A 16,849-nucleotide genomic window follows, 5' to 3' on the forward strand; every position below is an offset into this window, starting at 1 on the left:
GTATTTAGAATGAAAGTAATAAATTGAATCCATAGCTTCGGGTACCGGCTGCTCTTGTGCCTGACATACCACTGATGTTACCGCTGCCTGCGGCTGTATAATCAGGGTCTCCCCAAATATTGGTCGATGGAGTCCACATAAAGAGATTCCGTCCTACTATGCTGACGGATGCTCTTTGCAGGAATCCGGTCTTTTTAATCAGTTTGTCCGGAATGTCATATCCTAATGAGAGCTCACGCAGTCTCCATGATGCGGCGCTGACAACCTGGTTGGCGCGTCCTTGTTTATAAACTCCGTTCCAGAAGCCTTTGCTCGCGTCATAGACGGTCACATCGGTGTTGTCTTGATAAATAGGATTTCCTGCAGCGTCGGAACCTACTTGTATGGCCGAATTGGGGAATACGAAGCGTTGGCGTCCGGTGATTCCCGAGATGTAGGAAGCTCCTGTGAATAACATGTCATACTCTATCCCAAAACGGGTGTAATGACCGCCACGATAGTCGAAAGTAGCGCCCAGAGTGAATCCTTTCCATTTCATGGTTGAGGTCAGCCCTAAACGGACTGTCGCATCCGAAGTGCCGCATGGAACGATATCACCTGCCGATGGAAGACCGGTAACCGGATCTACAATAACTTTTCCGTCAGGAGTGCGTTTCCAGTCTGTAGCTTTGATCATCGGATATCTCTCGCCTACGATGGCATAGCCTGCATAGTCGGAATCCAATACTAATTCAGTGGCATCTCCTGCCAGTTCTATCACACGGGTGTCAATAAAGGTGGCATTTGCATTTACATTCCAATAAAAGTCACCGAACTGCAGGAGAGGGGTCAGGTGTAAATCCAGCTCAAGACCTTTTCCCCGCATGGTGCCGGCATTGATGTAACGGGATGAGAATCCGGTGGAAGTGGGGATGCTGATATTGGTAGTCTGGTTGTTGGTAGTCTGTACATAAGCAGCCACTTCAAAGGTGATTCTGTTTCTGAAGAGTCCGATTTCCGCACCTACTTCATATTCGGTCGTAAATTCCGGCTCGATGTCACGTGTACGCAGATTGGGACTGATGGAGTAGGCGGCCAGGGTTCCATAAGGGAAATAATCGGCTGTGTTGGCGATGTTGTCCAAATTGTAGATTCCTACATTTACCGTACCTACTTTAGCTGCCGAAGCACGTACTTTCAGATGATTGACCACATCACTTTTGATGGAGGGGATAGCATCTGTCAGTACAACGGAAAGGTTGGCGCTGGGGTAGAAGAATGACCAATGTTCCGGGTCCAGCAAGGAAGTCCAGTCGTTTCTTCCGGTCAGCTGCAAGAAAGCCCAGTTCCGGAAGTTCAGGTCAACGCTGCCGAATAATCCGAGCCGGCGGTAACGTTCCCATGAATTGGAACCGCCCAGTTCGCCCACCTTGTTTCTTACATTGAAGAAGTCGTCCAGGGCCAGCGCGTCGGCTGCTACCTCTTTATATTCGTAATAATTGTCCTGCAAAGAATATCCTATCATGCCTTTCAGTGTGAAATCATCATTGAACTTATGTTCGGCGAAGGCCATGAAGTCCAGGTTGAATTTGCTGCTTAAGTTCGAGTCGGTGGTGTAACTGGACAAGAGGTCTGAAGAAGCATAATAAATATGTTCCTTCGCCCAGTCGGTGTAGTGATAGGAGTTCGTTGTGTAATTGCGGTTGTTGATGCTTAGATTCAATCCGGCCCGGGCTGTAAAACGTAACCACTTGGTGGCCTGGAAGTTTAAGTCGATTGATCCGGCCACACGGTCCTGACGTATTTTTCTCCGGTAGGTTTCTGTTTGCCACCAAGGGTTGGTGTAATAGTCATTTATCCATTCGTCCGGTGATGCGCCGATGCCTGTTCTGTGCCAGTCTTTGAAATCGGCCAGATCAATGTTTCCGGGGATATTGATAAGGTTATAAATACCGGATGAGGTGACATTGTTCAAATCATAAGTCGTATTGGTATATGCCAGTTTGGCGCCGGCCTTGAAGTTTTTATAATTCCGGCTGGCATTAAAACGTATTGTCTGTCGCACCTTGTCATCATTGGCGATGATTCCGCTTTGGTCCAAACGCTGGTAAGACAGGTACATGCTGCCTCTGTCGTCGCTGGAAGCGTATGAAATATCATTCTGTATGCCATATCCTTTCTCATAAAAGTTCTTGCGTCCGTCTTTCACGTAACTGTAGGGGAGCTGTAAATAAAAGCCATCCTCCGTGCCATCGGCCATCGGGCTGCCTACATTTACCAGTTCTCCGTTAAATTCGGGTCCGTATTGTTGGTTCTCGTCTTCTATATAACCATTCATTAAAGGTAATCCTGTCAGGGGGTCGGGTTCGCCTCCGCCAAACCGGGTCTGGAATTTAGGAAGGTAGGCGGCTTCGTCCATGGTGGCGGTCAGTGAGTAAGTGATATTGGGTTTTCCTTTTGAACCGCTTTTGGTGGTTACGATAAGGACTCCGTTGGCTGCTTCCGAACCGTAAAGGGCGGCTGCGGACGCTCCTTTCAGAACCGAGATGTTTTCAATATCATTAGGATTCAGAGACTGAAGGAAGTTGATAGGGGTCTGTACACCGTCGAGTACCAGCAGGGCTGAGTTATCCCCTTTGAAAGAACGTGCTCCACGCAGCGTGATACGGGTCTCCTGGTCCAGCCGGGGAGAAGTGATGTTGATTTGTAAACCGGATACTTTTCCACTAAGGGCGGCTGTCGCGTCCGAACCTTTTGCCATAGTCAGCTGGTCGGCATCTACTTTGGCGGTAGAATAGCCTATCGCTTTGGCCTGGCGCTGGATACCTAATGCGGTCACTACAACCTCATCTATGACTTGGGTGTCCGACTTCAGGATAATTGTCAGCTTGTGGGCGGCTTTAACCGTTTGTGTCAACATACCCACATACGAAACTTTTAGCTGGGCATTGGCGGCGATTTCATTTAATGTAAAATGACCGTCAATGTCGGTGATCGTTCCTTTTGTGGTACCTAAAACCAGTATGGAGGCACCAATGACGGGTTCGCCATTATCTTCCGACACAACTGTACCATTAACAGTGATTGTTTGCTGGGCAAATGCAGCATAAACTCCGATAAGGAGCATCGTAATCAATGTGAATAATCTCTTTTTCATAAATTCTGTTACTTGGTTTTCACTATATATTTGTCTCTCGGTATTTATTGGCAATATCGTTTGGCGATCGTATTTTACATAGCTTGGAGGCAGGTCTTTTTAGCGTGCTTTATTCTTTAAAACGAAAGATAGATTAACATACCATTCCTTTATTTTGGCTTAGTAAACCAACGTTAACGAATTAGACGCGCCGTAAATATACATATATTTTTTATATTTTAAAGATAATAAGCAAAAAAAAGAGAGATTATGTGAAAAAAGACTGTGATTTTACATATAAATGCAAAATTGTTGAGTTTTAACTGTTGTAAAAAACTGTAAAGGATTAAATGATGCGGTAGATTCCTCCTGCCAATGCGCGAACGACTCCTTTCATCTCCAGTTCGAACAGCAGGGCACTCATTTTATGAACAGGGATATTTGTTTCTACTACTAATGTATTTATTTGCAATCCGTCTGGTATTTTCTGCAATAAGGTGACGATGGCTGTCTCTTCCGCGCTTAAATCAGGGAACAATTCCCGTTGCACCGTTTTCCCGGTTCCGGATTTGCCTTCCCATCCCATCGCTTTCACCAAGTCCTCGGCCGATGTGATGAGCATGGCTTGGTTTTTCCTGATCAGATTGTTGCAACCGATGGAATATTCATCGTTGCATCGTCCCGGGAAGGCGAAACAGTCCCGATGATAGCTTTCTGCCAGTTCGGCCGTAATGAGTGCCCCTCCTTTGGCGGCGGACTCGATGACGATGGTGGCGTCGCTCATGCCCGCCACAATGCGGTTGCGTTTCACGAAGTTCTGCCGGTCGGGGTTGGTTCCGCTGGCGAATTCGGTCAGCAAGCCTCCTTGTTCCAACATGCTGACGGCTGTCTTCCGGTGTTCGGCGGGATAAATGCGGTCCAGTCCGTGGGCCAGTACGCCTATGGTCTTGAACCGGTTCTGCAGGGCGGCGCGATGCGCGTGGATGTCAATGCCGTAAGCCAGTCCGCTTACTACCAGGGCGTCCGGACACAGTGCCGACAGGTCGGCAAGGAAACGGGCGCAGATATCCTGTCCGTAGGGTGTGGCGTGGCGGGTCCCCACCATGTTGATGACATGTCGTGCGTTCAGGTCGGCATTTCCCCGGTAGAACAGGGCCAGCGGAGCATCGTCACATTCGCGCAGACGGGCGGGATAACCTTCGTCATTTAAGGTGAGGCAGCGGATGTGGTTTCTCTCGCAGAAGATTAATTCCTGCTCGGCGCGCCGGAAGGCCTCCGGGTTATTCAAAGCAGTGACGACCTTGGTACTCACTCCGGGAACCAGTTGCGACAGTTCCTTGCGGTGCTCGAAGACGCGGGTGGCGCTTCCCAGGCTGCTGACTAATCTGAACGCGCCTGTCAGCCCCAGCCCCGGTATCCGGGTCAGTGCCAGGCTGCAAAGTTGTTCGTCTTGTGTCATTCGCTCAGGTAGGGTGCGAAAGTCTCGTCAAACAGCGCGCTGTCTCCCAGTCTGCCGTTTACCACGCATACGGATTCCACAGTGGCTTTGATAGCGACTTTCATATCGGGCAGCCGGAAGATATCCTGATAGAACACATATTTGATTCCTTCCTTTTTCAAATAAAGCTTGGATACAAACTCGTCACCGCTGCGCAGCGGAGTCTTGAACGCCATGGTGAGCCGCGCCACTACCGGATCGATCCCTTCTTCGTGCAGCCGCGCGAAGCTGACGCCTGCCGAGGTGAGAAACTCATGGCGCGTATGTTCCAGATAATGCTGATAGTTGGCGTTGTTCACAATGCCTTGAAGGTCGCATTCATAGTCGCGCACCTTCATCTTCAGTTCATAAATATACTTTTCCATAAGGCAAAGGTATAAGAAAAATGTGTTACTTTGCAGCTAAACTTAAAAAAGAAACGAATGAAATTGTATGCCGCCCCTTTGCAAGGCTTTACGGAAGCCCCTTGGCGAAACCTTCATCAGGAGGTTTTCGGTGGGATAGATGCCTATTATACTCCTTTTGTGCGGATAGAAAGAGGAGAGTTCCGTAACAAGGATGTCCGGGAGATTGCTTCCGGCAACAATACCGTGTCCCGGCTGATCCCCCAGCTGATTGCTTCCACACCTGCCGAACTGGAACGGCTGGCGGGCCTGTTCATCGAGAACGGTTACAAGGAAGCGGATGTCAACATGGGCTGTCCTTTTCCGTTGATTGCGGGAAAGCACAAGGGAGCGGGCATATTGCCCTATCCTGCTGAGGTGGAGGCTTTGCTGAGAGAACTGGTGCATTATCCCGAGCTGAGCTTTTCCGTAAAGATGAGACTGGGCTGGGAGCGTGCGGACGAGTGGCGCGTGCTGCTGCCTTTGCTGAATGCTGCCCCCTTGCGGCAGATTACGCTTCATCCGCGCATCGGGAAGCAGCAGTACAAAGGAGAAGTGGATAGGGAGTCGTTTGCCGCTTTCTATTCGGAATGCGCTCATCCGTTGGTGTATAACGGTGACTTGCTGACGGTGGATGATATCCGGAAGGTGGAAGAGGCATATCCTCGTCTGGAGGGCGTCATGCTGGGGCGAGGCTTGTTGGCCAATCCTGCCTTGGCCCGGGCGTTTGCTGACGGAACCCCCCTTTCTTCCCGGGAACTACTGGATAAGGTAAGGGTGTTTCACACGCGTCTTCTTCACTATTATGAAGCTCACTTGCAGGGAGAGGTGCAACTGCTGGGCAAGATGAAGCCTTATTGGGAATACCTGTTGCCCGATGCGGACAAGAAGATAAAGAAAGCGATCAAGAAGGCTACGACGATGGAGAAGTATCTGGCTGCGGTGAGCCGGCTGTAAGGATGGAACAGGGTCTCTGTACCTGGAAATCGGGCTTCCCTTCAGTCCGTTCGGCTCATCCAACCGTCTGTAAACTAGAGGTGTATTCTGACAGGAAACTGAAGGAAGATACGTGAAATGCGGCAGGGAGTGACATTTTGGGATTTCTGTCGTCTGTGTCAAGGGAATATGGTTACTTTTAGTCCTGACATTTGGTAAAACCGATTTTATTTCCGTTATTTACAGTTCTAATCAAAACGATAAATACATGAACACGTCAAAGACCAAAACAGGATTGAGAGTAGGAATTGGTGGAATTGCCGTCATCGGCATTCTCGTATTGTTTATCATGATGTTTGCCGTAGAGCGCATTGACTCCGGACAGACGGGGATCATTGTGAACCTGGCAGGCAGCGAGCGCGGTGTGGATGACGCCAAAGTGGAGACCGGATGGGTGATGTACAACCGTTTCACCAAGCAACTCTTCGAATATCCCGCCTTCGCACAGATTGTGGACTATGAGCCTTTTGATATTCAGGACAAGAAAGGAACGATCTTCCAGACTGATCCCACGATTGAATATTATATTGAACGCGAGAACGCCAAGGTAGTTTTCCTCCGTTATCGTAAAACGACAGAGGAACTGGAACAGTCCGTCATCTTGACCGAGGTGAAGAATGCCTACAAGGATGTGGCGGGTATGTACGAGACGGACTCGCTGATCAATAACCGTCCCGCTTTCGAAAAGGAAGTGGAAGTGTTGTTGAAAGAACGTTTGAGCCAGCGTGGTTTTACATTTACCAACATCCAGTCGTCTGTGAAGCCGAATGAGGTGCTTCAGGCGGCCATCGACGCTAAAAACACCGCTGTCCAGAACGCCCTGAAGGTGGAGAACGAGAAAAAGGCCGCTATAGCGGAGGCCGAGAAAGTGGTGGCTGCGGCCAAAGGAAAAGCGGACGCCAACCGCATTCTGCAACAATCCATCACTCCGGAACTGATCCAGCTCAAGGCAGTGGAGAAGTGGGACGGGAAATTGCCGCTTTCCACCAGCGGGAATACGTTGCCGTTCTTGCAATTGAAATAAAGCGCGGAATGCCAAAAAACATACGATAAGGATCTTTTTAAAGAGCCGTTTTCTCAGGAATTTGTGCTAAGTTTGCAGCAAAACCATATAATTGAAATAAAACCATGATTAACAGATTTGTATTGAACGAAGTATCTTACTTCGGCCCGGGTGCGCGTGAAGTGCTCCCACAAGAGATCAAACGCTTGGGTTTGCACAAGGCGTTTGTTGCCACAGACAAGGATTTGATTAAATTCGGTGTGGCCGATAAAGTGTTGAAAGTATTGGAGAATGCAGGTATTCCCTACGAAATATTCAGTGAAATCAAACCGAACCCTACTGTAAGCAATGTAAAGGCAGGTGTTGAGGCCTTTGCAAAATCGGGAGCGGACTTTATCCTGGCTATCGGTGGCGGTTCGTCTATCGATACTTCGAAAGCGATTGGCATCATCACCAATAATCCTGACTTCAGTGATGTGGTGTCATTGGAAGGGGTGGCTCCCACAAAGAAAAAATCAGTGCCTATCATCGCATTGCCCACTACCGCCGGTACTGCCGCCGAGGTGACCATCAACTATGTAATCACAGATGAAGAGAACCACAAGAAGATGGTTTGTGTAGACCCGAATGACATACCGGCCATTGCCATCGTGGATGCGGAACTGATGTACACCTTGCCAAAGGGCTTGACCGCTTCGACAGGTTTGGACGCACTGACCCACGCCATCGAAGGGCTGATTACCAAAGGTGCTTGGGAAATGAGCGATATGTTCGAGATTAAGGCTATCGAGATGATTGCCCGTTATCTGGAAACCGCTGTTTTCGAACCGACTAATGCGGAAGCGCGTAACGGTATGGCCGTGGCACAGTATATTGCAGGTATGGCCTTCTCTAATGTAGGTCTGGGCGTGGTTCACGGTATGGCTCATCCGCTGGGAGCTATCTTCGATGTTCCTCACGGTGTGGCCAATGCCTTGCTGTTGCCTGTCATCATGGAATTTAATGCTCCGGCTGCTTTGGCCAAGTATGTGGATATAGCCAAGGCGATGAATGTGTACAAGGACGGTATGAGCCAGGAAGAGGCTGCGAAGGCGGCTGTCGAGGCGGTGAAAGCCTTGTCTGTCAAGGTGGGTATCCCCCAGCATTTGTCCGAACTGGGCATAAAGGAAGAGGATTTGCCTCGTCTGGCCGCTTCGGCTATCGCCGATGTCTGTACGCCGGGCAACCCTCGTGAGGTGACGGAAGAAATTATTCTGGAACTTTACAAGAAGGCGTTCTAAGCGTCATTCTTTTGTAATAAAGACACAGGCGGTGTGTGGATGTGCGGGGCATATCCACACACTTTTTTTATCTCTTTGCCGTTGAAACAGCATTGTCATTTGCAGGCAATCTGTTCGTAACCCGTTCAGTATTCTTTTGCACTTGCAAATTAAATTTAATGAAAAGCAGGTATGATTGTAAAACTGTTATCAACCATTTGAACATGAAAACTCTTATGAAGGCAAAAAGATTGTTGTTGTTATTATGCTTATCGCTATTTGTGGCAGGATATGTATCCGCACAGGATTATCGGGCGATTGTAAAAGGTATTGTGACCGATGAAACCGGAGAGGGGGTTATCGGGGCCACGGTGATGGTGAAGAACGAATCTACCGGTTTCAGTGCCGGATCAATAACCAATGAAACGGGGGAATACATTGTGAAGCAGCTTCCGCTGGGTTCTCCTTACTCTGTCACCGTCAGCTATATAGGCTATGGCGACCAGAAAAAGACAGGATATACGCTGAACCAGGGTGATGTGCTCCGTCTGGATTTCCGGTTGAAGGAAGAAAGTGTGGTGATGGAGGCCGTACAGGTGGTGGCTAATTCATTGAAGAATTCTATCGCCACTACGGGGGCCGCTACTTCGGTGACGGCCAATGACCTGAACAAACTGCCGGTGAACGGGCGTAACTTTACTTCGCTCATTGACCTGTCACCGCTGAGTACAGGCTCCAGCCTGTCCGGCCAGCTGGCTTCTTCTACCAATTACACCATTGATGGCATGAGTGCCAAGGGGCCTACTTCGGGGGGAAGTACAACCAGCCGCAACGGGGTGCCATACGCCATTTCGATGGAGGCTATCCGTGAGTTCAAAGTCGTGACAAATGAATATGATGTGACTAACGGCCGTGCCGGAGGAGGTACGATCAGTACGGTGACCAAGTCGGGAACCAACCAGCTGCATGGCAGCGCTTTCACTTTCCTGCGCTCCGACTGGTTGTCCAGCGGGTATGATATCCGCGGCAACAAGCGGACCAATGATTTCTCCACTTATCAGTATGGAGCTTCCCTGGGTGGTGCATTGGTGAAAGACCGCGCCCACTTCTTTATTTCTTGGGACCATCAGGCCGATTCACGTCCGCTGTATATAGCCGATATTCATAATGCTGCCGATGAAAAGCGTTATAATCTGACTATGGAGACCAGAGACCGTTTTCTGGAAATAGCCCGCGATAAATACGGTGTGTCGGACCATCCTCAGTTTGGCTCTTTTGATAAAAAGCAGAATACCGATGCGGTATTTGCCCGTCTGGACTGGCAGATTAACGCCACGAACCTGTTGTCGTTTACTGATAATTTTGTAAGTGACAATAACAAGATGGGGCTGGGCGATAATAGTGCTGTCAATTTATATGAGGTGTATGGTGATGTGAAGTCGCTGAACAACAGTGCCACCGCTACCTTGCGTTCTGTATTGGGTCCGCGGAGTACCAACGAACTGAAACTGCAACATCTCTATACTTCCGAAAAGGCGATGCCGGGCGGAGAACTGCCTTCGGCCAATATTCCACGTGCCATTGTGGAACGCGTGGCTTCGGATATAGAGGGAAAGACCGCGACTACCACCATCCAGCTGGGCGGCCAGCGTTACAGTCCCGAGAATTTCTACAACCACGTACTTCAGTTGGTGGATAACTATTATTATAATACCAATAAAGTGAACTACACTTACGGTTTCGACTTGATGTACACTCACTTGAACTCCCGTTACGGCAGCGAAGCCAACGGCCGTTTCTATTTCACGGGCTTGGATAACTTTGAGGCATTGCAGCCCTATCGTTATGTACGTGAGGTGTATTTAGATAACAACGAAGACAATCAGCGTGTGCGCCAGAACATTTTGAATGCAGGGGTGTATGCACAGTTGCAGACTAAACTGTTTCCCGGATTTGAACTGATGGCAGGTTTGCGTCTGGACAATGCCACTTATTTCAATAAAGGCAATTTCAGCCAGCTGGTTTATGATGAACTGGGATTGCGTACAGACAACGGACTGGCTACTTTCCAAGTACAGCCCCGTGTACAGATAACCTGGGACTTCAATGACAAACATACGGATATCCTTCGTGTGGGGGGTGGCATCTTCGCATCGGATATCAACAACTATGCCATGATTAATAATATGGTATTTGATGGTACCAAGGTGATGTCCGTTGATATGACGAATACGGACGAAAATCCGAACATTGTGCCTGTTCCTGATTTTGAGAGTTATCGTAAAGACCCGTCCACCGCACCGGGTATTGACTTGCTGAAAGATCCTAAATACGCTTCCTATGCCGTGCCTACCATCAATATGAATGGCAAAGATGCCAAGGTGCCGGTGGTCTATAAGGCGAATATCTCGTACACCCACTTTTTCAGTGACCGTTTGAAGATGAGCATCGGCGGATATATGACTTTGGGACGTAACAACTATATGTATATAGACCGCAACATGGTGGACGATCCTTATTTCCGTCTGACAGCGGAAGGAAACCGTGGCGTATATGTCCCGGTTGCCAATATCTCGGAAAAAGGTGTTTCAACCTGGATGGACGGACGTAAGAGCGGGAAAGTAGGCCGTGTGCTCGAATTGGTCAGCGAAGGAAAAGTAAATCAGTTCGCTTTCACCGTAGATGGAACATGGCGTTACTATAAAGACGGTGAGCTGTCCTTCAGCTATACTTGGAACGATACGAAGGACAATACTTCCTATAATGGTAATGTAGCCAATTCTGCTACTCTTTCCCAAATGGTGGTTGACGATCCCCGTGATTTAAGCAAAATGACTTACTCCAACAATCAGTTCCGTCATAAACTGGTGGTTTATGGTTCGGCGCCTACTTTCTGGGGCATTACCGTGGGTGCCCGCTTTTCCGGCATCGGAGGAACACGCTATTCAATGATTGTGAATGGAAATGTGAACGGTGACTTTGTGAATAGCAATGACCTGGCTTATGTATATGATCCGAATAACAGCGCTACTCCCGATTATATTCGTGAAGGTATGAATGCGATATTGAACAATCCGGATGCGGAAAAGAGTGTGAAAGATTATATCCGCAAGAGTTTTGGTAAAGTGGCCGAACGGAACGGTGGCGTGAACGGTTTCTATGGCACTTTAGATCTTCGTCTGGCCAAGAAGTTCAAGACTTTCAAGAACCAGAATCTGGAAGTGTCTGTCGATATCTTCAATGTGGCCAATATGCTGAACAAGGATTGGGGGTCCGGTCATAACCTGGGGACACAGAGGATTTATAGTATCAAAGGATTTGATAAAGACGCCAAACAATATACTTATAATGTAAATGCCAATACAGGCGTATCCAGTCTGAACGGTACTCCTTTCCAGGTTCAGATAGGTTTGAGATATGGATTCTAATAGATAATGATTCAATAAGAAATAAAAATGAGACTAAGTAAATTAATGATGGCTTGCGCCATGTGTGTGGTTGCTTTGGCCGGGAGTGCCCAGACCAAAGTGATTGCCCACCGCGGATACTGGAAATGTGAAGGTTCTGCTCAAAACTCTATCGCCTCTCTGACTAAAGCGGCGGAGGCAAAGGTGTATGGTTCGGAATTTGATGTACAAATGACGAAGGACAGGGAAATTGTAGTCAATCATGACGACAGTATTCAGGGAATTTGTATTTTTGACACTCCTTTTGCCGGGTTGAAGGCATTGAAACTGAGTAATGGCGAGACGCTGCCCACCTTGGATGATTATCTGGAAACGGGCAAAAAGCTGGCCGATATCCAACTGATATTGGAAATAAAGCCCCACAGAACGAAGGAAGCGGAAAATGAAGCGGTGAAAATCATTGTAGATAAAGTAAAGAAGAGGCAGATGGAGAAGCAGGTGGAATACATTTCATTCAGCATGAACATTTGTGAACAGTTGGTGAGACTGACTCCGGATTCGGAAATAGCTTATCTGAAAAGTGATGTGGTTCCTGAAGACCTGAAGGCGAAGGGGATTAATGGCATTGATTATTATGTCAAGGTGTTGGCTGAAAAACCGGAATGGATTGCCGAAGCACAGCGGGCGGGCATGAAGGTGAATGTGTGGACTGTCAATGATATGGAGATGGTCCGGGAAATGATTGACCGGAAAGTGGATTATATTACCACCGATTATCCATTGGAAACCGGGAAACTGATTCAGGGGAACTGACAGGGGATTCTTAATGGAAATGTAATTCCTTTCAAATAAAGATGTAATGGATATACGATACTTTTGCACTGTAATAAAAAAAGGATAGTATGAAAGCTGGTTTATTAAAGAAAATCTCATGGATTTGGGGATTGGCATTATGTGTGACAGGTCCTGTGTCTGCATCGTCTGTTGATGATGAGGGTGCGGACAAGGCAAACAACAGTCTGGTGAAGGTGCTTGTCATAGGGCTTCACGACAATGTGGAATCCAATTATTTCCCCGGCAGTATGATTACTGAGGAGACAGGGATACCGACTGATAGTATAGATTATACATATAATCAGGTTATTGCGAGGAATATTATCGCATCTAATAAGAATAAGAAATATCAGTTCGTGACTGCAGAAAAGGCGGCGGCCATCAGCAGTTTGCTGGATAAGATCAGACTGGAAGGTGAAGAAGAGGAGAAATATGCAGACCTTAGCCAGGTGGATGACAGCCGGTATGAACAACTGATAAAGGATACGGATTCGGATTATGTGTTATTCTTGAACCAGCATTACCTGAAATGGCAGGAAAAGCCTTTGCGTACTTTGTTTCATATCACCAGTTATTCTTTGTTTGATAAGAATCAGCAAGAAGTTACCCGAGGTAATCATTACTTTACCAGCATGAATTTGGAAAGTAAAGATAAACTGAGTAAGGATAGCCGGAAAAGTTCTTCAAAAATCGTTTCCACCATAGTGAAGAACTTGTCGAAGTGATGCCGTTATTCAGGTAGACAATCTTAATGATAGAAAAGGGAGGATGAAGCTCGGGACTTCATCCTCCCTTTTCTATTTTCTTTTCAGATATGCATACCCTATCCGGCAATACAGGCATTTTTTCTTGTCGCAATATTCTTTCTTTAACTGTATTAAGGCCTGGCTGTCGGCGGCATTGGAGGCCTTCATGCCGCATTGTTCCCACATGCGGGTGATGTAATTGTTCTCCGCTTTCAGCTCTTCTAGGAAACTGCCGGCACGTGCGCAAAGCGTTTCATTTCCTTTATGCAGTCCGTAAGCATAGAGAAAAGTCACTACCGTGTTGATAATGAGCAAATCCAGTGAGGAGTTGCTTAGAGTCTTCGGACGGGAAGGGGAGGAACCGCCAAATGTGTAATGAGTGAGCCAGTACTCCGAAGTCCCTCCCTTCAGAACCTCTCTGACTCCTTGCAGTGTCTCCGTTTCCATGATGCGCGAGAGAAGCCCGTAGGCGCGATGATAAAGACAAGCCAACTGTGCAATCCGTATATGCGGAAAATTGGCGGGACGCAACCGGAGAAAGCGCCATTGGGAGACGTCCATCGGAACAAGCTCGAATTTATGTTGCAGATAAGCATACTCTTTTTTCAGCCGGAGATAATATCCGTCTCCGTCAGGGTCTTCCAGAATGCCGGCTTGCCCGAAGAAGATGGCTTCTATCTGGAACAGGTTGTCGCGATGCTTGTCTACCGCCCGCAAGGGAAGCTGGCGAGCCCAGGCTTCGAAAGCGTCTCCGTTCAGTCCGAAGCCGAAATTACGTGCCAGTGTGATAAAAAAGGCATCTTCCCAATTGCCTTGGCAGCGTTTTAACCGTTCATTCAGCAAGATTGCTTTCTGTTCGAACCTTTCTATCTGCAAGGCAGACATCCACGAATGGACGCTGAAAGAGGAGAGGGAGGGAATGATGCGGTAACAAGGAGGGTAACTGTCTGTTTCCAGCAGCTCTTTGTAGTTGGCGCGGACAGACTCCGGACAGGCAAGTCGCATTTGGGGAATCTTTTCCCCGTTACTTCCGTTGATTTCGGTATCTATATCGGAGGCTATATGTAGAATGACGGAGTTGTAACCGGCATCTGTATGATGTCCGTGCTTGAACCAATCCGAGGATTTCTCGTGTATCTCGATATTTCCCACCCAAAGTACACCGTCCAGCTTGAGCTTGGCGTTAAAAAAATCGGGACCGGCGTCGGTGTTCGCCAGTCCCGTATCTATAACTTCCACTTGTTGGCCGGTTGTCGTTTTCAGTTCTTTAAGAGGAAATATTTTATGTTTCCACACATAGTGTAATAGTTGTTCCATGTTAATGAGGTGTAAATGTTTGGCAAATGTAATGGTTTACAACGAAAAACGCTATCTTTGTGGCTAAAATAACATTCGTAATTATGAAAATAGCATTAATAGGATACGGAAAGATGGGCAAGGAGATTGAAAAGGTTGCAGTTGCCCGCGGACATGAGATTGTAAGTATTATAGATGTTGATAATCAAGATGATTTCAACTCGGAAGCATTTAAATCGGCCGATGTGGCCATTGAGTTTACCAATCCGATGGTGGCATACGATAATTATATGAAGACCTTTGCAGCCGGTGTCAAACTGGTATCGGGCAGTACCGGATGGATGGACAAACATGGCGATGAGGTGAAGGAATTATGCACGAAAGGCGGAAAAACCCTGTTCTGGTCGTCTAACTTCAGTCTGGGTGTTGCTATTTTCTCGGCTGTAAATAAATACTTGGCTAAAATCATGAATAACTTTCCCGCTTACGAAGTTTCTATGACCGAAACTCATCATATTCATAAGCTGGATGCACCGAGCGGAACAGCCATTACGCTGGCCGAAGGGATTCTGGAAAATATGAACAGTAAGAGTAAATGGGTGAAAGGAACTTTGACTGCACCGGACGGAACTGTTTCCGGAAGTACGGAATGCGCAGAGAATGAATTTCCTGTCAGCTCTATTCGTGAAGGGGAGGTGTTTGGTATCCATACCATCCGTTACGACTCCGAGGCGGACAGCATCTCGATAACCCATGACGCCAAGAACCGGAAAGGTTTTGCCTTGGGGGCTGTCCTGGCAGCGGAATATACATCCAGACATGAGGGGTTATTAGGAATGAGTGATTTATTTCAGTTTTAGGATATGATAAAAGCAACACGTACACAGTGGATCAAGTTTGCCGTTGTCCTGGCGCTTTACCTGATATTTCTTGTTTGGTTGAGAAGCTGGCTGGGACTGGTGGTTGTACCGTTTATCTTTGATGCGTATATCACAAAGAAGATTCCATGGACTTGGTGGAGAAAGTCCAAGAACCGTCATGTAGTGACCGTCATGGGATGGGTGGATGCTATTGTATTCGCACTGGTGGCAGTCTATTTTGTCAATCTCTATTTTTTCCAGAACTATGTGATCCCTTCTTCCTCACTGGAAAAGTCATTGCTGACGGGGGATTATCTGTTTGTGAGCAAAATGAGTTACGGCCCCCGTGTGCCTCAGACTCCGCTGCACATGCCGTTGGCGCAACATACACTGCCGGTCTTTAACTGTAAATCGTACCTTGAGCATCCGCAATGGGACTATAAGCGGGTGAAAGGTTTGGGAGAGGTGCAGTTGAATGATATCGTTGTCTTTAACTTTCCGGCCGGAGATACAGTTGCTACCGGTGTACCCAATGATGATATTTACCGTCTGAGCTATGGCGCAGGCAAGGAACTGGCGAAACCGATGGATCTGGCTTCCATGACTTCGGAGCAGCAACGGGTGGTTTATGATTATTATTATCAGTTGGGACGGGAGTATCTGAAAGAGAACCCACAGAATTTCGGTGAGATAATCAGCCGTCCGGTCGACCGTCGCGAGAACTATGTAAAACGGTGTGTGGGCTTGCCCGGACAGACGTTGGAGATAAAGAACCGTATCATTTATCTGGACGGAAAAGCTAATAAAGAACCTGATAATGTGCAGTATCGTTATCTGGTGAAGACCAAGCGTCCTATTCCCGATGACTTGGCGCATGAGTTAGGCATCAGCAAGGAGGATATGATGATGTATTATACGGATGCTTCTGTTTATAATATGCCGCTGACAGAAAAGGCGAAAGCAGGTCTGCTTGCCCGTAAGGATGTGGTGGTCGGTATTGAAAACACACCGGCTGATGATGCGGGAGGCTTGTATCCGCTGAATATGTATAAGAACTGGACGACGGATAATTATGGGCCGGTATGGATTCCGAAAAAAGGGGAAACGGTGAAACTCACGTTGGAGAATCTGCCTGTTTACGAGCGCCCTATCCATGCCTACGAGGGCAATGAACTGGCTGTGAAAGATGGAAAGATCTATATCAACGGCAAGGAGACCGATGAATATACTTTCAAGATGGATTATTACTGGATGATGGGGGATAACCGCCATAACTCGGCCGATTCCCGTTTCTGGGGATTCGTGCCCGAAGACCATGTGGTAGGAAAGCCCATCTTTATCTGGCTGTCACTGGATAATGACCGTGGCTGGCTGGATGGAAAGATACGTTGGAACCGATTGTTTACCTTTGTGGATAACATTAAATAAGTTGGGATAAAAAAATTGAGCATG

General features: G+C 47.6%; 12 protein-coding genes. 8 read left to right on the forward strand and 4 right to left on the reverse strand.

What is annotated here, in order from left to right:
• Positions 1 to 4 precede the first annotated feature (4 nt).
• The 3 genes from ACYQ0C_RS22125 to ACYQ0C_RS22135 all read right to left on the reverse strand — a co-directional run bounded on the left by ACYQ0C_RS22125 (position 5) and on the right by ACYQ0C_RS22135 (position 4,978).
• Positions 5 to 3,136: a SusC/RagA family TonB-linked outer membrane protein gene (locus ACYQ0C_RS22125; protein WP_016275017.1), complete on the reverse strand. Its 3,132-nt coding sequence runs from the start codon at positions 3,134 to 3,136 to the stop codon at positions 5 to 7.
• A 325-nt stretch (positions 3,137 to 3,461) separates the two neighbouring features.
• A complete protein-coding gene (gene dprA / locus ACYQ0C_RS22130; RefSeq protein WP_016275018.1) occupies positions 3,462 to 4,574 on the reverse strand; it encodes a DNA-processing protein DprA in 1,113 nt (370 codons plus the stop codon).
• Positions 4,571 to 4,978 carry an acyl-CoA thioesterase gene (locus tag ACYQ0C_RS22135; RefSeq protein WP_016275019.1) on the reverse strand — a complete coding sequence of 136 codons (408 nt, stop codon included), beginning with the start codon at positions 4,976 to 4,978 and terminating at the stop codon, positions 4,571 to 4,573. Before ACYQ0C_RS22135 ends, dprA begins: the two co-directional genes overlap by 4 nt.
• A gap of 57 nt (positions 4,979 to 5,035) precedes the next feature.
• On the opposite strand from ACYQ0C_RS22135, the gene ACYQ0C_RS22140 reads away from it, so the two are divergent.
• From ACYQ0C_RS22140 to ACYQ0C_RS22165, 6 genes are all read left to right on the forward strand, one after another.
• Positions 5,036 to 5,953 (forward strand): tRNA-dihydrouridine synthase family protein, encoded by a 918-nt coding sequence (locus ACYQ0C_RS22140; protein ID WP_016275020.1) that lies wholly within the window; start codon positions 5,036 to 5,038, stop codon positions 5,951 to 5,953.
• Positions 5,954 to 6,200: 247 nt separating this feature from the next.
• Positions 6,201 to 7,016 (forward strand): SPFH domain-containing protein, encoded by an 816-nt coding sequence (locus tag ACYQ0C_RS22145; protein WP_016275021.1) that lies wholly within the window; start codon positions 6,201 to 6,203, stop codon positions 7,014 to 7,016.
• 104 nt (positions 7,017 to 7,120) lie between these two features.
• On the forward strand, positions 7,121 to 8,275 hold the full coding sequence (fucO, locus tag ACYQ0C_RS22150) for a lactaldehyde reductase (protein WP_016275022.1): 1,155 nt from the start codon (positions 7,121 to 7,123) through the stop codon (positions 8,273 to 8,275).
• 203 nt (positions 8,276 to 8,478) lie between these two features.
• Positions 8,479 to 11,682 carry a TonB-dependent receptor gene (locus ACYQ0C_RS22155; RefSeq protein ID WP_025077067.1) on the forward strand — a complete coding sequence of 1,068 codons (3,204 nt, stop codon included), beginning with the start codon at positions 8,479 to 8,481 and terminating at the stop codon, positions 11,680 to 11,682.
• A gap of 27 nt (positions 11,683 to 11,709) precedes the next feature.
• Complete coding sequence (locus tag ACYQ0C_RS22160) at positions 11,710 to 12,474, forward strand: glycerophosphodiester phosphodiesterase (RefSeq protein WP_016275024.1); 765 nt, start codon at positions 11,710 to 11,712, stop codon at positions 12,472 to 12,474.
• Between the two features lie 89 nt (positions 12,475 to 12,563).
• Positions 12,564 to 13,220 (forward strand): hypothetical protein, encoded by a 657-nt coding sequence (locus tag ACYQ0C_RS22165; protein WP_016275025.1) that lies wholly within the window; start codon positions 12,564 to 12,566, stop codon positions 13,218 to 13,220.
• A gap of 72 nt (positions 13,221 to 13,292) precedes the next feature.
• Here the strand turns inward: ACYQ0C_RS22165 and ACYQ0C_RS22170 are convergent, their stop codons facing one another.
• Positions 13,293 to 14,558, reverse strand: coding sequence for a DUF2851 family protein (locus ACYQ0C_RS22170; protein WP_016275026.1), 1,266 nt, complete (start codon positions 14,556 to 14,558; stop codon positions 13,293 to 13,295).
• Positions 14,559 to 14,641: 83 nt separating this feature from the next.
• On the opposite strand from ACYQ0C_RS22170, the gene dapB reads away from it, so the two are divergent.
• Both dapB and lepB read left to right on the forward strand, forming a co-directional pair.
• A complete protein-coding gene (gene dapB, locus ACYQ0C_RS22175) occupies positions 14,642 to 15,397 on the forward strand; it encodes a 4-hydroxy-tetrahydrodipicolinate reductase (protein WP_016275027.1) in 756 nt (251 codons plus the stop codon).
• A 3-nt stretch (positions 15,398 to 15,400) separates the two neighbouring features.
• Entirely contained in the window at positions 15,401 to 16,825 is a 1,425-nt protein-coding gene (gene lepB, locus ACYQ0C_RS22180) for a signal peptidase I (protein WP_016275028.1), read from the forward strand.
• The last annotated feature ends 24 nt before the right edge of the window (positions 16,826 to 16,849 follow it).

This window comes from Phocaeicola sartorii JCM 17136 = DSM 21941 (assembly GCF_054653615.1).